Raw genomic sequence first — 20,207 nt, 5'->3', positions numbered from 1 at the left:
AGTAGGCATTTCCAGACCATCTTGCAGGTTTTTACACGTATCTCGGCTCAATACCCTGATGTTATTGTTGTGGATATGCCGGGGGCTTCTAGTAATAAGACTAGGGAGATTATCAGTAAGTTTGGGCTGTTTAAGATTGCTGGTGATTTGGGTTATCGGGTGTCTCTGGTGACGGTGCTGAATCTAGGTTATTCGGTGATTACTAGCTTGAAGGCTATGGTTGAGTTCTGTGGTAATCAAGCTGATTATGTGGTGGTGAAGAATCTCTGCTGGGATAAGGGGTTAGGTTTTCAACGGTGGGATAATAGTAAAACTAGAGTTGCTATATCGGAGTTGCAAGGTGTAGAGATTGAGTTGCCTGAGCTTGAGTATTCAACTTTTGATATGTTGATTGAGAAGGGTTTTCCTTTCTCTGCGGCTACTGAGGAGAATGGTTTTCCGTTTGGTGATTATTTGCTGGTAAGTGGGTTTTTAGACCAGGCTAAACCGGAACTGGACAAGGCTGCTGTTTATTTGGGGTTACAGCAATTAGAAACAAATAAATCTGCGGTGAGTCAATCATCATTAGCATCATCGGCAGATATGAATAAATCTGTGGTGAGTCAATCATCAGCAGCAGAGGTAAATCTTGCTGTATCTTCGACGAGTGGGAGTACTGCAAATATGTCAGAAGTAAATACGTCAGAAGTAACTGAAACTAAAGCTCGTCGGGGGAGAAAAAAAGCCCATGAATAATAATAAACGCAATACCAATAGCAGTCATAACGATATCGACAATAGCAACAACGACAATACCAATAGCACCAATAGCGATATCTCTACTGCTTCCAGTTCCCTTTCTTTGGGAACAAGTGAATTGGGTGAGGTGAAGACGGCGTTGGGTAGATTATATAAGGAATTTGAAAGTTTTAAGTTATCACAAAAGACTGAAAGGGAAAAAGATAGGGCGGAGTTACAAGCATGGGCGCAAACGAATTTAATCCAGAATCAACTCCTGAGTCAAGCTATGGCGACTATCGAATTGTTGACTCAGGAATTGAAGAATCAGGGAGTCTCTTGGCACGAGTACGAGCGGAGCAATGCCGATTTGAGGCAGGAATTAACTCTCTTGCTGTCGCAGTTTCAGAATACGCCCAAGTCCTCGCCGACGTTAGAAAGTTTAGAGTTGAAAGGGCTAAAGAGCGAGATATCCGATTTGAAGGGAAGGTGGACGGAATTGGTCAATCATACGAACAAGTTGACTACGGCTATTCAGGAGTTAGAGAAGTCTCCACTCAGAACCAAAACAATAGAGAAGGAGGTTTTTCCCTCTGATTATCAGGCTCAAAGTTATGTGGTAATGTTTGGTACTACTTTTTTTACTTTAGCTTTTTTTGTGATAGTTAATCAATTTATTCCCATGAGGATGTCTCCTGAGATTAATAGCTATTTATCCGCTATTTGGGAAAGGACTGGTTGGACTAATACTAAGTTAGAGCGGGTGGAAAAAAAGTTGGGTACTGAACCTAAGTGAAGTACCACGGGTTTCACATGGCGTTAACCCGTGGCTTCCTGCCCTGAACCAGTATCTGCGTTGCACTTGGGGTCTTCTCGCAAGGTTGATAAATCCACCAAGGAGGTACTGCCCCTCCTGTATCTGTGTTATCAGCACAGCGCCTCACTTTTCGGCTTCTGGTGGAAGGCGGAAGATGGAGGAATCGAACCCCTACAGTTGCCTGTACCCCGGTTTTCAAGACCGGTTGCCGACCATTTAGCGGCATCTTCCATTCAGGGTATCTGACGGGACTTGAACCCGTTATGACTGGTTCCACAAACCAGCGCCGCGACCGCTTTGACTTCAGACACCACAGTGGAATCAAGGGGATTTGAACCCCTAACCTTCCGCGTGCAAGACGGATGCTCTAGCCAGTTGAGCTATGACCCCATACAGCAGGAGTGGTAGGACTTGAACCTACATCAGTCGCTTTAGAAGAGCGATGCCTTATCCATTAGGCGACACTCCCATAAATTGGTAGCCCTGACAGGATTTGTAGCTTGCTTCTGCGAAGCAGTACCTGTAACCCTCTGTTTGTAGGACAGTTGCTCCACCATTGAGCTACAGGGCTACGAGAGCGGACGACGAGATTTGAACTCGTATCTGGGGCTGGTGACAGGAGTTGAACCTGCAACCGATCGCTTACAAGGCGATTGCTCTGCCGCATTGAGCTACACCAGCATTTGGTAGCGGAGCCGGGATTTGAACCCGGTATGTGAAGGCTTATGAGACCTCAGAGCGCACCATAGCTCAATCTCCGCGATACCCCTGACAGGAGTCGAACCTGCAACAAACCCGGTTTAAGCGGGATACGTCTGCCAATTGCGCCACAGGGGCTTGGTTGGGGGGCGCTACAGGAGTTGAACCTGTTTCAACCTGATTAAAAGTCAGGCGCATAACCGTTCTGCCAAACGCCCAAAGTTGGTACTCCCGACAGGATTTGAACCTGTAAAAATTCCGTCCCTCAAACGGAAGCGTTTACCAATTTCGCCACGAGAGCATAGTTGGGTAAATACCCAGTACCCTTGGTGGGAGTCGAACCCACAAAATCTGGTTTCTAAGACCAGCACGTTTGCCAATTTCGTCACAAGGGCAAATAAATGGTCGGGATGGTAGGATTTGAACCTACGGCTCCTTGTCCCCAAAACAAGGCTTCTAGACCACTGAATTACATCCCGATTTTGGTACTCCTGACGGGAGTTGTAGCTGGCTTCTGCGGAGCAGTACCCGTACACAGACTGTTTTTGAGACAGCCGCCTCTTCCAATTGGGCTACAGGAGTATAAGCTGGGAAGGAAGGAATCGAACCCTCAAACTTCGCATTCAAAGTGCGACGGCTTTGCCTGTTTGCCTACTTCCCAATAAATGGCTGCCCCAGTAGGATTTGAACCTACAACCCCTGCGTTAACAGCGCATCGCTCTGCCATTGAGCTATGGGGCAATGTGCCAGTCCCCCAGATCCGAATTGAACGGATGACCTCCTGTTCTTCAAACAGGCGCTACTACCAACTGAGCTACCAGGGGATAAGGCGAGAACGGAGGGAGTTGAACCCCCACTCTTCAGGTTCGTAATCTGAGATGTTATCCAGTTACACCACGTTCTCACGCAGCGGAGAGAGAGGGAGTCGAACCCACAGTGAGATGCTGAATCCCACGACTGTTTAGCAAACAGCTTGCCCTGCCAATGGCAATCTCTCCATAGTGGGTCGGGCTGGAATTGAACCCGCAACACTCTTTCGCGGCGGTTTTACAGACCGTTACCTACACCAATAGGCGAGCCGACCCATAAATTTGGTAGTGCAGACGGGACTTGAACCCGCTAATTACACGCTTGAAAGACGTGCCGCTCGGCCACTTCGCTTCTGCACCATCAACGCACAGACAAGGATTTGAACCATGACCAAAGGTTTTGGAGACCCTTATGCTTCCGTTACACCATCTGTGCATTTGGTCGCAGCGGTGGGAGTTGTTCGCGTAGCGTCTCCGAAGGAGATACCCACATACTCCCGGTTATGAGCCGAGTACCTTACCGTTAGGTGACGCTGCAATGTTTGGAGTCCGAGGTGGGATTTGAACCCACGATGATTAGTTTTGCAGACCAACGCCTTCCCTCTTGGCTACTCGGACACACATTTGCAAGCCTTGACGGGAGTTGCACCCGCTTCTCTTTGACTGAGAATCAAAGCGACTTATCTATTCGTCCACAAGGCTACACGGGGATGACGAGACTCGAACTCGCGGCTTCCTGTTCGACAGACAGGCACTCTTAACCAACTGAGTTACACCCCCACGTTGGGTGGCAATTATTTAGTTTTCATGGTTCGGAGGTGTTAGCACTTTGCCTTTTGCTGAGGCTCTTTTGCTCCACTACATATATACTACATTATATACTACAAAAGTGTCAAGGGCATACTACAAATTTTTTTTCAGAAATCAGAGGGCGGTGTTATTAAATCGCTGTATTGCCCTCTATGACTGGGTTTAAGGGAGTAAATTACTCCTTCTCAGCTAGGCGTTGTGCATTCCAGAACTGTTCGGCAAATGCAACTGCTGGGTGAATTGGGGCTTTGGGTTTGGTTTTAAGTACCATTCCAGCTTCATGTGGAAGGCGATGGCTACGCCCGCCGCAGGCATCGCTCTTAGTTGAATTGCACTTGTCACACGCCGTTACAACGTTGTCCCAGGTATGCTGTCCACCTTTGGAACGGGGTATTACATGATCGAGGGTTAAACGTTTTGTGCTACCGCAGTATTGGCAGGTGTGGTTGTCTCGCTTCAAAACCTCCCGACGGTTTACAGGTGGTACTTTCCAATGCCGTTCAGGATTACCAACAGTCAAGCGGATGTGTTCAGGTACTTGTAGTACAACACTGGGAGAACGAATTTCCCATTGCTTTGTAGTATCAAAGTTCAATGATTCTGCTTGACCTGTAACTAACAGCACGATTGCACGCTTAATGTTGATGCGTGATAGTGGTAGGTAGTTTTTAGAGAACACCACAACTGAATTTTGTAGTATGTGCGTTTGCTGAAAAGGTGGTTGAGCTTCCATTAGTTAATTCACTCCTAAAAAATAACCCCCGCCTCTGGTGAACAAAAGCGGGGGTCTGTTTGTTGATACTTTTTGCCCTATTTCGGTGCTATGAAACATTTGCACCCCCCGCTTTGAATTAGTTGATCTGGATTCAGCCAAGAGGCTAACGCGCCAAAAATCCCCAGGCTTATAGATTTATCGCCGATTAACAGATACATTCCCTCAAACGCCAACAGTGCATAGACTCTAGCTGTTTCTCGCAACGAAACTGCTCTGCCTGAACCCCGATAGGGTCGGCAATGCACCACGCTACTAATTGTTGAAGAGAATCTGCTGCTCATTAAATTTTTGTAGTATTTGTAATCAAGATTATTTCAATAATACATTTGTAGTATTTATTTGTCTACTACAAATTTTAGAAGTATAAAATTACACGTTTATTGTTAAGACTCACATCAAGGTACAAAAATAACGTTTGCTCCCGCGTGCCGTCAGGCATCCCCCTCGAGGCGCAGAGGTCACGGAAAATGGGCGTTTGAGAAAGATTTTGCGTAAGTCCTGATTTTTGCTAAGGAGACTCCATGCGGAACATAGCGAAATACGTGGAGCGTCAAACAAAGTTGAACTACAAAATGAGGTGATAGTCTTCACCTATTTAAAATTTGGGAAACGTTTGGTGAGTTTGTGTCCTGGTGTCCAGGGTTAATGAGTTCAGGTTTCATGTGTCCAGGGTTCATGTATCCAAGGTTATTGTGTCCTGGTGTCCATAACTCATGTATTTATCTCTTATTATTAGGGGTGGACACAGAATTAACATCCACCACATTTTCCTGGGTAAACGCACTCGTAGCTTCATCCCGCTGTAGCCAAGCAAGGAAAATCACTCCTCGCTCATCTTGGGGTGGGACAAACTGGTAAACCCGTTCCCGGTTTTCTCTCGACCCGAACCTGCCAATATAGGACAGCTTCATTCCCAACTTTTTCAGGAACTTCTGGCAGATAGCGATCGCACTATCCTTTTGGGAAATAGAAACCCCCAAGTAGTTTTTAATCACCTGCTTATGTTGTACAGCAAGCGATCGCAATTTCTGCAACTCCACATCAGAACTCCGAAACTCCACATCACCATTAAACAACTGCGAAATCTTCAATTCCTCCAATAACATCACCGCAGGTAGCAACTGTCCCCGGTTAAAATCAGGCTTCCAAATCGCATTATTACCAGCAACAACCTGCGCTTTAGCCCTCTTAGCATCACGGCCTACCAAAAACTCACGCCCCAGGCTTAAATAATAATGCAGCCGCAACTGTGGATACCAGCCAACATCATCCTTACCTACCAGTTCCGGTGTCACGTCCACCCCATAACGCTGCGCTAATTCAGCTTTACGTTCCTGTTGACGTTCACTCTTAGTCTTAGCTCGTTTCTCTTGTAACTTATCGAATTCTGCTTTGGTAAGTGTCTGAGATGAAGCCACTTCTTCACACTCAATTGTTTGTAATTCATTAACAGCAGTTTTTACTTCATTCACTATCTGCTCATTCACAACCGAGTTTAACACCTGCTCATTTACAACCGAGTTCAACACCTGCTTATTTGCAACTGAGTTCAACTCAGAATCGTCAAGAATTGTATAGCCATCAGCCGCTAATCCTTGTTGATTACGTGTTGTAAAAGATAATAGGTAAGAAGCATCAAGAATTGTATAGCCATCATCTGCCAAACCCTGTAGCACAGCCTCACGGTAACATTTCATTTGAGCATTAATCACACAAGCCCGCTTTGCCCAACTTTGGAGAGATTCAGGTTGGAAATTTTCATCTATATAGCTGTAATCAGTATTATCTGCTGCCGATAACAGAGCAATATTCGCCCGTGTCATCGCGTGTTGACTGGCCAACAGTACCCCCATTGAAGTAGAGCCATTACCAATTACTCCTAATCCCCATTCTCGCACCCAGATATGGCGGTCAACCGTTTCTCGCAGTCGTGCCAGCATCTGCCGCACCGAATTAACCGGCTGTACCCCCTGAAAAACGCCCCAAACTGCTGAAAAATGGGACTTAATATCAATAGATACCCCAGTTTCTAGGCTAGGAGAAGTGATAACCAAATCATATTCCGTGAGAATTTCGTTGAGGTGAGCAATACACCCATAAGCAGGGTGATTGGGGTCTTTCACTGTTTCACCGTCAATTCGCAAAATGCGTAAGTGCGGGAATTTGCTTTGGTAGCGTTTTTCTAAAGCCTGTGTCCCCCATTTTGATGTCATTTTCTGGGCAGAACAGCACAACAAATGATGCCCACCTTGAGCAATAGCCATATCTAGTGCCGCAATTAAATTTCTGGGGTCTTTACCTTGGTAGTTATAGCAGTTGCCAGATTCAAGTTGGTAGTCGTTGACAATCACAAATGGCTTAATATGAATTCCTCCGGCTAAGGAGAGAATATAATTGACATCCGCATCACTGATATCCGCAGAGGACAGATAAATTTTCCCCTGTGGGCTGCTGAGGACGTTTTGAACTAATTGTTTAAGGTTGTTGAGGACAGAGACACGGCGTTTAGATACTTCAGTACCAGAGTTTAACAAATGCCAGAATACCTGGTCGGCTTCGTCGATGATCACGATATCATTAGACCAGTCATTAGGGTTAAATTTGGCTTGGCTGTTGGTGTGTAACGAATCAATACAGACACCGTAACCAAGTAAGTCCCCTATTTCGGAATCGTGAATTTCTGTGACGTAGTTAACGCCAAAACGATTGCACAGGGCTTCACCTAATTGAATGCGGTGGGTGATAACCAGTACCCTCTGCCCTCTTTCGTGTGCCTTGGCGACTTCCAAGGTGAGCGATTCGGTTTTACCTGTGCCTTTGGGGGCTTTGAGGACGATGAGTTTTTCACTGGCGGGGATGAGAATTTCTCCCAAAAATCTTTGGTTGAGAGAGATCGCTGGAGGATAAGTTAGTAGGGTAGACAGCCGAATTTGCCACATTTCTAGCACTTCGGCAGTATTGTACAAAGCATGGAATGCGTCTTGACCCTTAGCAGCAATGAAGTCGTCAACTCCTTTTTCTGCTCCTGGGGGTAAATCTATGACTCTCATTTCGCAGCCTGCACCAATGAGTAAGCTGCCCATGCGGTTAATAGCGGTTCTTACCCGTTTGCGAGTTTCTAGATTGCTGTCATGGTCGAAACAAATATTTACCTGTCTACCAGGTGTAGCAAAGTGTTGAATTTCAGGGATGAGGTAGGGCTTACCAATGGTGTTACCATATTCATCTTTTGAGGTGCGGTAGCCATTGTTGACTCCAGGTATTGCTATTGCTGCATAACCAGCAGTTAATAACGCAGCTGCTTTCTTAACACCTTCACAGATGATTAACGGGACGTTATGCCGCCAAACCCAATACCAGAAGCCACGGGGATCAAGTCTATCTTCTTCTGTAATGGGTATACCGCAGCGGTCTGAGATTTTTGCCCAAATTTTCTCGGTGACGTACAGGAAGAATGCCCTGGTTGCTTCTTTGTAGGGATGTTCGTATTTAATTATCTTATGAATCTTCTGTAGATCACGCCGGGGTTTGTTGGGTTTGAAGCATCCCCACAGCATTTGCTGGTAGTTGTTTAAGGGGTCTACGCCGTTACACCACCAACCTCCTAACTCGATGTGGCGATATTTCTTTAAGTCCCCATCCCGTAAGCGTCCGTCGTTGCGGCGGGAGATTTTGGGGCTGTAGAGCAAATATTCGTAGGGGGTTGTTCCCCAGAGCGATCGCAAGTTGAGAGAAATGATTTCTGGATCAATGGCGCTTTCTAACCATTCGTCCCTATGGGGTTGAGCTATTTCTGGTGTGGAGATGAAAAGTTGTTGTTCTGTTAACACGGTAGATTCCTCGGATACTTGGTTGATTGAGTATCAGAGGGGGTAATCGTGCTGCACTTACATATTTATGAGATTTGCTGCGTTTCTTGATGCTGGCTGATTTTTTGGCGAGGAATAAATAATCTTAGGACTTACACAGGTTGTCTAATAAAAATTGGGAGTTTGAGTAGATGGTAGATAAAACGCCGGAATTCTTATTAAATGGGACATCCCACACTTTATACCTTGTCTTAAACAGTAATTTTTTACGTAAATCCTGAGTCAGATCATTTATTTTCTAAAAATATTCCAGTCGGAAGTCTTTTCATGTCGCAGCAATCAATATAATATAGGAGATGCCTCCTGCCCTCCCCTTTGGAGAGCAGCACAATTTAATCTCAAGAAATCCAATTGGTGGAAAAGCCGCTAAACTTTCTAGCCACTTATTTGGTTTCTTTGAAATTTACCCCGCTCTGATTGATTGAGCAAAGTCAGATGTGCCAATTGTATGAAGGGACAAAGCGTGTACTAAAAGTATGCTTTTTGTCCTTTTGGCATTTTTGGCGATGTTATCTCTTCACCTATCTCTTCACCTCCATTACTCGCTTTATTTACGCATTAGCCAGATCATACAGAAGTTTTGCACTCATGCAATCTAACATTTGTTTGATTTTTAACTTTTAATTTTGCTACATCTGTTGATAGTGGTTCATGGGGTAATCAAGCCTGCTGGTGAAACCCTTGTGTAAGCTGTGATTACCCCGTTGTGATACAAGCTTTTGCTCAAGTAGCACCAGCCGCAGCTGTCGCTTCTGCCTTCGCTTTTTTCTCAAAAGTCTGGATATTTGGCTCTAACAGGACAAAGCCGTTATCGGTGGCTTCTCCCAGCTTGCCAGCAATCGCTCCTACCCACTGGGGATAGTTGGCTTGTGCATCAGTCAGTTTCTTCCAAACTTTGGGCTTGACTGTGACGCTAATAATACGACCATCGCAATCAACCTCGAACTGTTGCCAGCCGTTTTCTATCGTTTTAGCTTCTGGGAGTTCGTTGATTTTGATAGTTAGTTCTAATTTTCCTTGAACCATAGATACATCCTGTGTAAGTGGGGAACTGGTAGTAATTATCTAGCTACCCGCTTGAAAAATTTGGTTAGCAGTTAAGGAGAACTCTGGGAAAGTTGGCGATACTATCCGGTCGTCACCTCTGAACTGACTAACTTGGTATTCCCCATCAACCAATTCGTGAATAAAAATAGTTGGTTGTTTGGGACTACCGATAAATCGTCTACCGCCCAAAGCCAAGTAATCAGCAATCCAATATTCAGGAATACCGATTTCCTCATAATCTTTAACCTTAGTCAAATAATCAACACGCCAGTTTGTGCTGACAACTTCAATTACCAAGGGGACTGATGCACCTTGAGTAACTGTAGATTCTTTCTTCCACAAAGGTTCGTTGATCAAGTTGGGACGGTTCAGTAACAGAACGTCTGGTAAATAACCTGATTCGCTATCAGGTGGTTTGACCAATGCTTGATTAGGTATGAAGTAAGGCAGATTTAATCGTCTATATTCAAAGGCTAACTCCGTAGTTAAAAAACCTTTAACTTCTTCATGTCCTCCGAGTGGCTGTGACATTTCAATAATTATCCCATCATGCAGTTCATACCGTCCCTCTTCTGGTTTCCATTGAGCAAACTCCTCAAAGGTTACTAGCTTGGTTTTAGGTAAGGCTTGAACCATAATTTACCTACCTTGTTTAGTTTTCATAGTCCGGCTGTGGTTTTTGGTGTTTACGGTTGGCGATACCTACGGAGAGCGTAAGTCCTGTGAACAGGCTACGCCAACACGGAGCGTCTCGTACAAAAGAGAAGCTATCGCCTGTGTATGGTTATGATGCTTTTTGCGTTGGGTCGTTCTCCTCTACATAGTGATGCACAAACTCGATAATCACTTCATTCATATTTTTCCCGTTAAGCGCACAGGCAGCTTTAAACCTGTCTCTTAAGTTTCTGTCGGGGAAATTAACCTTAAGACTTGGGATAGGTTCTGATTTTTCCTTTGTAGCAGTCACAGGGATAAATATCACTGATGGTATATATACCCCAGATTAACCGTCTTTTTAGAAAAAATCTTAATTTGGGATGTTTGGTATTAATGGGATATTTACATAAACATCCCATATAGGATAATATAGCTTCATGAGCGTAAATCAAGCAATCAACGGTTAGTGATTAATGTCTGACGAGTAACCCAAGCGTATACACCCCCTGGGTTTTAGCGATTGGACTGGACACCTAAACCGATATTTGTACCAATAAACGCTGATATTTACCTGATATTTAACCCATAACCTATGAAACCAAGACGGCGCAAAGGAGGAACTGACCTCGACTTCTTTGCAGATTTCTCCATGACAAAAACAGGTTTAGCTAATGAATTGGGCGTAGCGCGTTCAACCTGCTGCGTGTGGGAAAACTTGCTTTTCTGGAGAGTTACAGCTTTCCGGGAAGCATACCCCAAGCGTAAAGATGGAACAACTTTTAGAGAAGCACCCCTCAGCCCTTATCAATGTTGGTGCGTTGCCAGATGTGGCCGCCTAATGTCACACCTTACCCGCACTGAATTGGTAAAAGAAGCAATCAGCCAAAATCCCGCTTATTTTTCCAAGTACGCATATAACAACGCTGTTAAACAACTGAGCAAAGGAGCGTAAACCCAATGGCAAAGCCCAAAACCCAACCAGAAACCATAGAGGTAGAAACTATTACTATCTCTGAACTGTGCGATCGCTTTGGAGTTAGTGAGGAGACTTTGAGATTAGCGATCGCACCAATTTACCCTAACGACTTCGACACTCTGAAAGCTGTTCCGAAAATTGACATTGACCTCATCTGTGCCAAACTTCCCCAATCCCTACTAACCGGAACAGAACCGGAACAATCACCGGAACACGGAACACAGGCGGAACAGAGAACGGAACAGCCCGGAACACTTACCACAAGCCAACCCCAAGGCCTCAACGGAACATCTGGAACAGCCGGAACACCAGCGTCAAACCCCACAATTACAGACTTAATCACCCGTCAGATTGGGGAAGAAGTGCAACTAATTGACGCACTCGGACAAGTCAGAAATCACCTGGTAGTCAACTCAATTAAGGCAAGTAACTCTGAACTGGTAGAGCAGTTAAATCAAAACTGGATGGGGACTAAAGCCCAATATCTAGGCACACTTAACGGACTGGTAGAACTGGCCAAAGAAATTACACCCTACACACCAGACAGCACCGACTTAGAAGCAGAAATTGACGCTGCTATGGGTGCATTGGGAAAAAAATTACAGTCCTAGAGGCGCAAAAGTACCAATTAGCAAGGGTAAAGGCTTCTAGGAAGAATACCAAGATTAACCCATTACTGTTACCGTTCGACCTACTTAACTACTGCTTAGAAACAATAGCTCGATTATTTGGAGGATAAACCAATGGGACTTTTAAGCGTATTTGATGGACTAAATAATTTAATGGCGAAAGCCGTTAACACTTTATTGGGTGGACATTACGCAAATTATTCTTACTAGGAGAATTGCACCAATGGCTAATAAAGATTACCCAGAAAACCGCCGCACCTATTTACCATGCTGGTTCAATGCCCAAAATATCCATGTTGCCACTGCTTTATTAAACCAAGGCTTCACCTACACCGGACTGCTCGAAGATAATGACGAATCCGACTACACCGAAAAAATCATAGGTGCTTGGGCGATCTCCTCCAGATGCTCCGATAATTGTCTACTTGCTGTCTGTGACGGTGCTGTTTTCACCCTAGACCTAGATGGGGAAAGCCTTTTAGAACTTCGTTGGAGTAGCACCAGAAAGTTGCTCCGCAAAACTTGGAAGAATTACGCCCCAATCATTAACCACACCCAACTCGAACTGTTTGCAGCGTGAATCAAAAAGAATGGGAGATTGACGACGATGAAGCTTAATCCCGTCCATGACAGTACCCTACTTACTCAAGCAAAGGTTTACCAAATTGAAGGTATTTTGTACCACTATCTCTATAAAGACGGAACTATTAACCATCCCCAGTATTGCTTCCGTCCCCTTGCTGGACAGAGAAAAACAGCAGATATAAAACTCAACCGCAACAAATTATTGACCAGAGTTCAAGAGGTTGAGGGCATGAACGCCAAAGCTTCCGTAGTTCTTGGTAATCATTTACAGATGTCTTTGTTTTGAGGAACAGCAGCAATGACCATCAACCCCAACCACACAACAGCTTTGGTTAATGCCGGAGTCCCTGAACAATTAGCGGTACAGGTAGCAGAAGTAATCAGCCGGGATGATCCAAGCAAACCCGACTTAGGCAGAAGTGAAGCGGATCAGGCAATTGTTAACCAAGCTTGGCAAGCATCCCAGAAGTAAAGAGCGATCGCACAGACTACCAATCAAATGCAATCGCCACGAGACTTAATATTATCTACCCCAATCTTATGACCAATTACCCACACAACGACGTTAACAAAGTAGGTTTTCCAGAGTCACAACTTATCTGGAGAACCACCCCAGAAAAGTGTGCGGAAATCTCAGCAGCATTCCACCAAGGCACTTTAGAGGGATTAGAAATAGATGATCCTCAATTAAAGGAACTGTGCGACCGCCTTGGTGAAATTTCCGCTAAATATCAGATGGGGGTTGAATAATGGCTGCAACAACCCGCAACTACGGAACCGCCAAACTCAAAAACCACATACCCGCAGTAGCTCCTGGTGTGTTGGCATCAATGGGTAAACTGTTTGGTGTCACTCCAGAAACCTTCAATAAGGCATTGCAAGGTGAGCAGAATGCCATTAAAGAAATATCCGACATGGCTAGACTTTCAGACGTTGCCAAAGCCAATTTACCCAAGGCACTGGAAGCTTATAAAAAAATCATCGAAACCACCGGAGATATCAACCAAGCATTCAGCGAACTGGTACAGCTAACTCAGAAAACTGGAACTCAGACAATCAAAGCGATTAACAGCAGTACTCAGTCTGAGCAGAAGATGAAAAACGAACTGCTAGAACACCAAAAAGAACACGTTAACTCTACAACTTCAGAAGCAACCAGACACACCCAACGGGTGACACTGATTGAAATATCAGGAGCGACGGCTGACTTAATGGCGATCGCCAAACACGAAGCTGATATGCTCAAAGCCTCCTATAAGTTAAGTGATGCCCAAGATAGTGCCGATATTGCCTATGAGAACGCAGTCACAGCAGCACTGTGGAGCAAAGGCAGCGATGCTCAACTAGACAGGATACCCAAACCCAACTACTCACGCACTGGGGGGTTATCCAAAGTCGGGGACTGGTTCAAGAATTTTATGGGTATTTAATGCCCCAAGCAGTTCAAAGCCCAGATGTAAACGCACGTCTGGGTTTTTCTATCTATGGGAACACACCAATATGTTTGATTTATTATCGCAGTTCGAGGCAAACAGCCAGTATATTAACTCCCAATCATCAACCCCTCTCGTCTGGGGAGAACCTACACCACAGCAAGAAACCACACCCGAAGCTGTTGATGGACAAAGGTTAGAGGAATCAATCAAGGAAGTTCTAGAAAACAAGCAACTGTTAAACAAAGCACTCTCTACCCTATTGGGTGTCTTTGCAGTTAACGCTGGTATTAGCACCATGACCGCACTGGGTATTAATGCCCTAGCATCCGGTACAGTTGCCAGCATCGTTGTCGGCGTATTCCTAGCCAATGCCTTAACCAAACTTGCCTACGATGGTCAATTTCACATCAGCAAAGATTTTATCGTGGCCACGACTCAGACAGTCTGTGTAGGCGCAGGACTGTGGATAGCATTTGATGAATATCGCCACCTCTCCCATGCCACCAAGGAAGGTAAACAGCGATTTTACCAAGAGGTGAGAGAGTACGAAGTCAAGCCAGTTCCACAAAATAACCTAGTGTGGGTGTGGGGATTGGGTGCAGCGTTAATCATTTTGGGACTGGTAGCAGCCGCAAAGGGGAATAGATGAAAGCACAATTTCACGTCTATTTTTTCCGTTTCAAATGTGATTATTCCCAATCGGCGGTAAGGGGGGAGTAAATGAAAGAAAAGTTTCACGACTACCTAAAATCTGGGAGTGCCAACAATACCACCGTTGCCGTTTTAGCGCTCGCAGGATTACTCTGCGGGGCTAAATCTTTCACGGGTACTCAAGTAAACATGATTGAGTATTGCTTCCGTCCCGAAGTGGTAAGTAGTGCCAACCGGGGGAGATACTGCACCCCATCAAAAATCTATGTTATGCCGGAGTCGGATTTTAATGCTGAGGCATATTCCCCAACCAACCCAGACTATCAAAGGGCTGAAAACTTTTTACCATCAAAGGCAACCAGACTAAGAACAATTCCCCCCAGTAACCCAGATAAACCAGCTTGGGGCATAGCTGCTACCTTGTTAATGACATCTGCCTATGGACTATCCAAAGCCAGAGAAAACCGATTAGTGCAACTGCTACCCATGCACAGGGAACAGGTAAAAATTGGTTGGTTAATTGCCAAACTACAAGCTGGGCTAAGAATGCACAAGGAAGCATATTCTGCACAGCTTGATTATGAGTTTCACCAGTGGAGTGAGGATAGACGGGTGAGATCCGCACAGTTGGCAGCCATGACTCCTCAAGAGTTGGCAGTGTACCAGCAACAGGTAAGGTTAAAAGCTGAGGCAGAAGCACAACGTCAAACCCAACAATTAACGGGTCAACCGGTGGCACAACTACCAGGACAATCACTCGATGACATTACCCGCAGCGGGGACAAGGTAACAGGGGATTCTCAGGGGATGTCAACCTTTGGCTTGCCTACATCTGGCAATGCCTCCTCACCCCCTGGAGATGATTTAGCCATAGGACAGAGAATTGTTGATGAGTTGGTTAGTTCCAAACTCAGTACCTTGTTAGCTGCACCGTCCGGTGCTGGTAAGTCAGTCACACAGGCATACTGGTTAACTAAGTTATTTCAAAAGTTCCCTAATGCTGATGTATATGTTATTGCTCGGAAGAATGACAGTTTTAACGGACTGAGGGAACAGGGGAAAGTATTTATTTATGACCCCAGCGAACCATCAACAGCACTGCAAGCATTGGAAACTGTACACAGGATTTTTATCAAGAGATCCAAATACCCAGAACATGAGAGAGAACAGTTTAAAACCAAACCTGTGCGGTTAATCTTGGCTGATTGGTACTCAATCCACAATGACTTGAGTCAATGCCACCAAAAGCTGTGGAACACACAGGTAAAAACTAAATTAGCTGATATTGTGACTGTTGCCAGAGAATTTAATTGTTCCCTGTTTGCAGACACACAAACTTTTAACCTTGCCAGCTTGGGAATTGCTGAAGATAGTAACATTAGAAACAACTTAAATATTGTTAGTCAAGGGTTGGTCAGTATTGATGAAGATGGACTAGAACAAGGTGGTTTTAGCGTCCTTCAGTCTATTATTAAAAATCAGTATGTGATGCCAGATGAAGAGACACGACGGGCATTTATCGCCACCTGTAAACGACTAATCACCACTTCAAAAGAGCAACATATCCCAGTGGTTTTCTCTACTGCTGGCACTATCAAAATGGGATTATTGCCTAACTTGATAAAGTACAAAGGAGTTGATATTTTCAACTCTAACCAAACGGTTGAGGTTCAGCAGCCCCCGACGATGGATATGGAAACTTTAAAGCGAATCTGGGATTTAGAATTTAATCTAGAACGTCCCCAAACAAAACCAACCAGTGAAGTAAATGAAGTGTCTGGTGAAGTAGAGGAAGTACACGAAGAAAAGGCTTATAGCGATTGTGAAGTACTTCCCCCAGATGAGCGAAGCAAAGCCATAACCAGGATTTTGGAACTGCTCAAGGGTGTGGTTTGTGGTGAAGTAAGTGAAGTGATAGCGCTAATTACTATCAACCCAGAGCAAGCAATATGGAAGGGGCTACGAGTATTGAGGTTGGGTGTTACTGCTGCTAGTCGTGATGTTTTTGGGTGTGGCACTGGTGGTAAAGCATTCTTGGAGAAAGCAAAGCCTTGGTATGAAGCACTAGAAAAGCGCTTTGGGAAAATTAAAGAATAGTACAATTTTTTCGTGCTTAATCAAACTGACCTGATGCAATGTAAAATCCCTCAGTATTCGCTGAGGGATTTTACCTAATTCGTAATTCGTAATAGTGCCTCCGGTCGCTACTATTATCAATTACGAATTACGAAGGGAGCAAAGCGGTACTAGCTAGTTTTTGCTGATTATTTTTGGCTAGACTCATTATCTTTAACCGGGAAGTATCGACGGTTATTAGGCGGTTTCTTCCAGCCTGTCAACTCCAATAGGTACTCATCAGGGTCAAGATTGAGCATCGTTGCCCATTGATTAATTGTGCTGCCGTTGATATCTATCCTCTCACACAGGTCAGTTTTGGTAAGCCCAAGTTTTACATCTTCATCAGAATACGAAAACTTAATTTGTCCTCTAGGAATATCTTCTACCTTCTCTTTTAAAGATGATAACCCCGCATTAATAAGGGCTTGTCGTAGTTCATCAATTTCTGTCCTGAGTGAGTTTATCTCATCATTAAACTCGCTTTGCTGTTCAGCAACAGTTGCCTCTAGGCTATCTATTTCGGTGGTTTTAACTTTCAGCCGCTTCACCTCTTGTTCGAGGTTTTCTGGCATAACCTCAATAGGTATATTACCCTCAAGGTAATGCTCAAGTATAATAGTCAGAGCTTGGGATGCTTTCTTGATTTTGTGTTTTTGCATCCACTTTTCTAAACTAGCGTAGAGGCTAAAGTCCAGGTAGGCAGTGACTTTAGCGTGATTGTTCAACCATTCTTGAGTCGCCATGTACTCTGCTTTATCTAGTAGTAGTATGTGAAAGTTAACTACATTTTAACAAATGCAACTTAAATTAAGTTACCTATAATTTAATGGTAGCGTACTATTTTAAATTAGTGGATTACTAAATTGACTTAAAAACCCTAAAGTAAACTACTATTAAAATTAAGTGTCTGACTGTAAATATATAAGTAATAATTAGTGTTGTACTTAGATAGAATCAGGCAAGTAACCAGGAGTTATTATCAATTAGGTAAATTACAGTAGCAGATAAATTAAGCTACAGTCAGATAATTATTTTAAAAAGTTACTTGCTTTAATATACTTGTAATTTATTAGTAAACTAAAATGCCTTACCAAGTAAGTTACTCTAGCTTTTATCCAGACACAAAGCGGGTGTTAAGTAGTCGTGCAAAATAAATTGTACATTTAGGAGAGGGAACAGGGAATAGGGAACAGATAAGCACTACAGGGATTTTTATTTCTTCCAAAAATATTCAATTAATTTTGCTCAGGTACTTATTTGGTAGTAGCACAACAGGCGCTTTGATTGGCACTGAGGGCGCTCACCTCCGGCGTAGTGTAGTTGCTCGCCCTCACTAGCACCACCTGCAAATTTTCATCTTTCCCTAAATCGACTCTTATGTCGATGCTGTTGTTTTAATAGAGAATAATAAGCAATTTTCAGGCAGATTTTGTGAAACGCGACACCATTTATTACCAAATTTTTAAGCGGTTTCCTGGGTTAATTTTTGAACTCGTTGATTACCGGACTGAACAGGCGCAGAACTATCGTTTTGAGTCGGTTGAGGTGAAAGAAACCGCTTTTCGTATTGATGGAGTCTTTTTACCTCCAGAAGGCGCAAAACCGAGAGTTATCTTTTTTGCAGAAGTTCAATTTCAGAAAAATGAAGCTCTTTATCATCGCTTCTTTACTGAGTCGCTCATGTATTTGAACCGGAATCAGTCGAACTACGATGACTGGTACTGCGTGGTAATTTTTCCCTCACGCAGTTTAGAACCAAGCGATACAAAAACTCATCGAATGTTTTTAAACAGCGACCAAGTGCAGCGAATTTATTTGGATGAGTTAGGTACTCCCAGTACTCTGCCAATAGGCATCAATTTAATGCAGTTGACAATTGCCTCAGAGAAAGAGATGGCTCTTCAAGCTCGTCTATTGATTGAGAGGGTACAATTAGAGTCAACGGACGCACTGCCGAAAAACGAAATAATAGATATTATTACCACAATTGCGGTTTACAAGTTTTCGTCTTTGAGTAGAGAGGAAGTGGAAGCTATGCTGGGACTGACTTTAGAGCAAACAAGGGTTTATCAGGAAGCGAAAGCTGAGGGACGAGAAGAACGGGAAACTGAAATGTTGAAACTTACCGTTCCCCTGTTACTAAAAACGGGGATGAGCGTGGAGCAGATTGCTCAACAGCTTAATGTTGATGTAGAGGTTATCCGGCTTGCTGCACAGTAGAGTGCCTAGAAGAAGGCGATCTCGCGAGATCGCCAAAATGGAGAAGCTATTACGAAAAACTTTTCCTCCTAGCATCTGTTCTTTCCCGCCAAATCTCGCCACTGTTTCAAATGTTGATGCTTGCTCTATGCTATTGGCGAGGTTTACCTTGTCGTTATTTGGCGAGAATCAGAATAGCTTGTCAATATACTCATCTAGGTCACTGCGCTTAATCCGCCAACCTTTACCAATCACTTTGGCTTTTAGCTCACCGGAGGTAATTGCATCCTTGAGAAATTCCCTAGACAACCCAGTTAACGCCTGTGCCTCTGCCATTGTCAGCAGCAGCTTATCAGAAATCGCAACTACTGGTTGATTCTCACATGAACTCAACAATCCCTCAATGATTGAGGCGAGTTTATCAACTGTGGCAATCTCGCCAAATTCCGTAATCTCGCCAGGTGTTTGCACTGCAATACCTGTCTCCTGCTGTTGGTCTGACGATATTTGGCGATATTCACTCTCTGACGATATTTGACGAGATTCATCTGTCGCAGTTTGGCTAGATTCAAAAGCTGGCTTGACAGTAGGTTGATTTAACTCCTCTCGAAAAGCTTCTAGTTCAGCTTGTTCAAAGTTGGCAGTGGGGCGGGTTTTCCCTTTCTCATACTTAACGCTAATCCGTCCCTGCTGCACATAACGCTCCAACGCCCGGACACTGACACCCAAAAATTCAGCTGCTTCTTGCTTGTTCATATAAACCTCGCCAATCTCGCCAAATCCTAACACGTCCTCTTGGCGATATTTGACGAAGTTATAAAAATTTGTGGTCAATGGAGAAAAACACAATGCTGGAGGTATTATTGCACCCCCTCAGAAGTCGGAGCTTGACCGTATCCCCCAGGCGAGATTTAGGTTGGCGGTATTTGGCGAGAATCTAACCGTTCCTTAAAAATGCTCGTCTACAGTCAGGGAGTAAACGAAATGGCACTTTCGTTTACCAATTGGGGTATCTCGGAGGCTAACCCAATTGGACAAGTAGACAAAACCGAAGTGAAAATTACTGGCTTATCCTAAAAAATAGGTAGCCAACATTATCTCGTATTTATAATCGGATAACGTTGACTACTAGCAACTATTTTTTATCTAGCTTTTTATCCTCAGCTATCTTTCCTTCACGGTTAGTTGACTTTTTCTTTTCAGGCTTCTTTCCACACAATTGTTCCACTTTTTCAATCAGAACTATAACTCTCCAAGCTGTGTCTAGGAAATTGGCATCAGGCTTGACCGCTGTAAAATAACTGATGGTCATTACTAGAATCAGTAGTATAAACTTGTTCATGAGTTTACATTTATTTGGTATTGAGCCGAGATACGTGTAAAAACCTGCAAGATGGTCTGGAAATGCCTACT

General features: G+C 44.1%; 20 protein-coding genes and 23 tRNA genes. 12 read left to right on the top strand and 31 right to left on the bottom strand.

Annotated features, from left to right (window positions below; genetic code table 11):
• Together VB713_RS12505 and VB713_RS12500 are read left to right on the top strand one after the other, a co-directional pair.
• Positions 1-735, top strand: a 735-nt coding sequence (locus tag VB713_RS12505) for a hypothetical protein (RefSeq protein ID WP_323311857.1), incomplete at its 5' end; no start/stop codon positions are given.
• Complete coding sequence (locus tag VB713_RS12500) at positions 728-1,513, top strand: hypothetical protein (RefSeq protein ID WP_323311856.1); 786 nt, start codon at positions 728-730, stop codon at positions 1,511-1,513. The genes VB713_RS12505 and VB713_RS12500, both read left to right, overlap by 8 nt.
• A gap of 169 nt (positions 1,514-1,682) precedes the next feature.
• Here the strand turns inward: VB713_RS12500 and VB713_RS12495 are convergent.
• The 28 genes from VB713_RS12495 to VB713_RS12360 all read right to left on the bottom strand — a co-directional run bounded on the left by VB713_RS12495 (position 1,683) and on the right by VB713_RS12360 (position 10,510).
• Positions 1,683-1,765 (bottom strand) — tRNA-Ser (locus VB713_RS12495).
• A gap of 6 nt (positions 1,766-1,771) precedes the next feature.
• A tRNA-His gene (locus VB713_RS12490) sits at positions 1,772-1,845 on the bottom strand.
• A 5-nt stretch (positions 1,846-1,850) separates the two neighbouring features.
• Positions 1,851-1,924, bottom strand: a tRNA-Ala gene (locus tag VB713_RS12485).
• 6 nt (positions 1,925-1,930) lie between these two features.
• A tRNA-Arg gene (locus tag VB713_RS12480) sits at positions 1,931-2,003 on the bottom strand.
• A 6-nt stretch (positions 2,004-2,009) separates the two neighbouring features.
• Positions 2,010-2,105, bottom strand: a tRNA-Val gene (locus VB713_RS12475).
• Positions 2,106-2,138: 33 nt separating this feature from the next.
• Positions 2,139-2,215, bottom strand: a tRNA-Thr gene (locus tag VB713_RS12470).
• A gap of 3 nt (positions 2,216-2,218) precedes the next feature.
• A tRNA-Met gene (locus tag VB713_RS12465) sits at positions 2,219-2,296 on the bottom strand.
• A gap of 1 nt (position 2,297) precedes the next feature.
• Positions 2,298-2,371 (bottom strand) — tRNA-Leu (locus tag VB713_RS12460).
• Positions 2,372-2,376: 5 nt separating this feature from the next.
• Positions 2,377-2,451 (bottom strand) — tRNA-Lys (locus VB713_RS12455).
• A 5-nt stretch (positions 2,452-2,456) separates the two neighbouring features.
• A tRNA-Leu gene (locus VB713_RS12450) sits at positions 2,457-2,534 on the bottom strand.
• A 20-nt stretch (positions 2,535-2,554) separates the two neighbouring features.
• Positions 2,555-2,628: transfer RNA gene (locus tag VB713_RS12445), tRNA-Leu, on the bottom strand.
• A 7-nt stretch (positions 2,629-2,635) separates the two neighbouring features.
• Positions 2,636-2,712, bottom strand: a tRNA-Pro gene (locus VB713_RS12440).
• Positions 2,713-2,716: 4 nt separating this feature from the next.
• Positions 2,717-2,815: transfer RNA gene (locus tag VB713_RS12435), tRNA-Leu, on the bottom strand.
• A gap of 5 nt (positions 2,816-2,820) precedes the next feature.
• Positions 2,821-2,894, bottom strand: a tRNA-Gln gene (locus tag VB713_RS12430).
• A 5-nt stretch (positions 2,895-2,899) separates the two neighbouring features.
• Positions 2,900-2,974: transfer RNA gene (locus VB713_RS12425), tRNA-Asn, on the bottom strand.
• 9 nt (positions 2,975-2,983) lie between these two features.
• Positions 2,984-3,057, bottom strand: a tRNA-Phe gene (locus VB713_RS12420).
• 6 nt (positions 3,058-3,063) lie between these two features.
• Positions 3,064-3,137 (bottom strand) — tRNA-Arg (locus VB713_RS12415).
• A 6-nt stretch (positions 3,138-3,143) separates the two neighbouring features.
• Positions 3,144-3,231, bottom strand: a tRNA-Ser gene (locus VB713_RS12410).
• Positions 3,232-3,325: 94 nt separating this feature from the next.
• A tRNA-Glu gene (locus tag VB713_RS12405) sits at positions 3,326-3,402 on the bottom strand.
• A 5-nt stretch (positions 3,403-3,407) separates the two neighbouring features.
• A tRNA-Trp gene (locus VB713_RS12400) sits at positions 3,408-3,478 on the bottom strand.
• A gap of 3 nt (positions 3,479-3,481) precedes the next feature.
• A tRNA-Ile gene (locus VB713_RS12395) sits at positions 3,482-3,580 on the bottom strand.
• Positions 3,581-3,585: 5 nt separating this feature from the next.
• Positions 3,586-3,660 (bottom strand) — tRNA-Cys (locus VB713_RS12390).
• An 87-nt stretch (positions 3,661-3,747) separates the two neighbouring features.
• A tRNA-Asp gene (locus VB713_RS12385) sits at positions 3,748-3,822 on the bottom strand.
• Positions 3,823-4,027: 205 nt separating this feature from the next.
• A complete protein-coding gene (locus VB713_RS12380) occupies positions 4,028-4,585 on the bottom strand; it encodes an HNH endonuclease (RefSeq protein ID WP_323311855.1) in 558 nt (185 codons plus the stop codon).
• A gap of 761 nt (positions 4,586-5,346) precedes the next feature.
• The gene (locus VB713_RS12375) at positions 5,347-8,457 is read right to left on the bottom strand and encodes a plasmid replication protein, CyRepA1 family (RefSeq protein ID WP_323311854.1); all 3,111 of its coding nucleotides are present in this window, start codon (positions 8,455-8,457) and stop codon (positions 5,347-5,349) included.
• A gap of 762 nt (positions 8,458-9,219) precedes the next feature.
• A complete protein-coding gene (locus tag VB713_RS12370; protein ID WP_323311853.1) occupies positions 9,220-9,522 on the bottom strand; it encodes a fertility inhibition FinO-like protein in 303 nt (100 codons plus the stop codon).
• A gap of 39 nt (positions 9,523-9,561) precedes the next feature.
• The gene (locus VB713_RS12365; RefSeq protein WP_323311852.1) at positions 9,562-10,179 is read right to left on the bottom strand and encodes a Uma2 family endonuclease; all 618 of its coding nucleotides are present in this window, start codon (positions 10,177-10,179) and stop codon (positions 9,562-9,564) included.
• 148 nt (positions 10,180-10,327) lie between these two features.
• Entirely contained in the window at positions 10,328-10,510 is a 183-nt protein-coding gene (locus VB713_RS12360; protein ID WP_323311851.1) for a plasmid partition protein ParG, read from the bottom strand.
• A 282-nt stretch (positions 10,511-10,792) separates the two neighbouring features.
• On the opposite strand from VB713_RS12360, the gene VB713_RS12355 reads away from it, so the two are divergent.
• From VB713_RS12355 to VB713_RS12315, 9 genes are all read left to right on the top strand, one after another.
• Positions 10,793-11,152: a hypothetical protein gene (locus VB713_RS12355; RefSeq protein WP_323311850.1), complete on the top strand. Its 360-nt coding sequence runs from the start codon at positions 10,793-10,795 to the stop codon at positions 11,150-11,152.
• Positions 11,153-11,157: 5 nt separating this feature from the next.
• Entirely contained in the window at positions 11,158-11,787 is a 630-nt protein-coding gene (locus tag VB713_RS12350) for a hypothetical protein (protein ID WP_323311849.1), read from the top strand.
• Between the two features lie 241 nt (positions 11,788-12,028).
• On the top strand, positions 12,029-12,385 hold the full coding sequence (locus tag VB713_RS12345; RefSeq protein ID WP_323311848.1) for a hypothetical protein: 357 nt from the start codon (positions 12,029-12,031) through the stop codon (positions 12,383-12,385).
• Between the two features lie 27 nt (positions 12,386-12,412).
• Complete coding sequence (locus VB713_RS12340) at positions 12,413-12,676, top strand: hypothetical protein (RefSeq protein ID WP_323311847.1); 264 nt, start codon at positions 12,413-12,415, stop codon at positions 12,674-12,676.
• Positions 12,677-12,688: 12 nt separating this feature from the next.
• Positions 12,689-12,862 (top strand): hypothetical protein, encoded by a 174-nt coding sequence (locus VB713_RS12335; protein WP_323311846.1) that lies wholly within the window; start codon positions 12,689-12,691, stop codon positions 12,860-12,862.
• A gap of 68 nt (positions 12,863-12,930) precedes the next feature.
• Positions 12,931-13,140 carry a hypothetical protein gene (locus tag VB713_RS12330; protein ID WP_323311845.1) on the top strand — a complete coding sequence of 70 codons (210 nt, stop codon included), beginning with the start codon at positions 12,931-12,933 and terminating at the stop codon, positions 13,138-13,140.
• Positions 13,140-13,820 (top strand): hypothetical protein, encoded by a 681-nt coding sequence (locus VB713_RS12325; RefSeq protein WP_323311844.1) that lies wholly within the window; start codon positions 13,140-13,142, stop codon positions 13,818-13,820. The genes VB713_RS12330 and VB713_RS12325 overlap by 1 nt, the downstream gene beginning before the upstream one ends.
• Positions 13,821-13,890: 70 nt before the next feature.
• Complete coding sequence (locus tag VB713_RS12320) at positions 13,891-14,475, top strand: hypothetical protein (RefSeq protein ID WP_323311843.1); 585 nt, start codon at positions 13,891-13,893, stop codon at positions 14,473-14,475.
• Positions 14,476-14,546: 71 nt separating this feature from the next.
• The gene (locus VB713_RS12315; RefSeq protein ID WP_323311842.1) at positions 14,547-16,574 is read left to right on the top strand and encodes a hypothetical protein; all 2,028 of its coding nucleotides are present in this window, start codon (positions 14,547-14,549) and stop codon (positions 16,572-16,574) included.
• A gap of 167 nt (positions 16,575-16,741) precedes the next feature.
• On the opposite strand, the gene VB713_RS12310 is transcribed toward VB713_RS12315, so the two are convergent.
• The gene (locus tag VB713_RS12310; RefSeq protein ID WP_323311841.1) at positions 16,742-17,338 is read right to left on the bottom strand and encodes a hypothetical protein; all 597 of its coding nucleotides are present in this window, start codon (positions 17,336-17,338) and stop codon (positions 16,742-16,744) included.
• Between the two features lie 688 nt (positions 17,339-18,026).
• Between VB713_RS12310 and VB713_RS12305 the strand changes: the two genes are divergently transcribed.
• Positions 18,027-18,815, top strand: a complete 789-nt coding sequence (locus VB713_RS12305; RefSeq protein WP_323311840.1) for an Rpn family recombination-promoting nuclease/putative transposase — start codon at positions 18,027-18,029, stop codon at positions 18,813-18,815.
• A 168-nt stretch (positions 18,816-18,983) separates the two neighbouring features.
• Here VB713_RS12305 and VB713_RS12300 read toward each other — a convergent pair whose 3' ends face one another.
• Entirely contained in the window at positions 18,984-19,550 is a 567-nt protein-coding gene (locus VB713_RS12300) for a helix-turn-helix domain-containing protein (protein ID WP_323311839.1), read from the bottom strand.
• A gap of 379 nt (positions 19,551-19,929) precedes the next feature.
• Positions 19,930-20,106: a hypothetical protein gene (locus tag VB713_RS12295; RefSeq protein ID WP_323311838.1), complete on the bottom strand. Its 177-nt coding sequence runs from the start codon at positions 20,104-20,106 to the stop codon at positions 19,930-19,932.
• Between the last annotated feature and the right edge of the window lie 101 nt (positions 20,107-20,207).

Origin of the sequence: Anabaena cylindrica UHCC 0172 (genome assembly GCF_034931625.1) — a bacterium.
Classification (GTDB): domain Bacteria; phylum Cyanobacteriota; class Cyanobacteriia; order Cyanobacteriales; family Nostocaceae; genus Anabaena; species Anabaena cylindrica_A.
The sequence above is the reverse complement of the archived record's forward strand: the minus strand, read 5'-3'. Positions and strand labels throughout refer to the sequence as shown.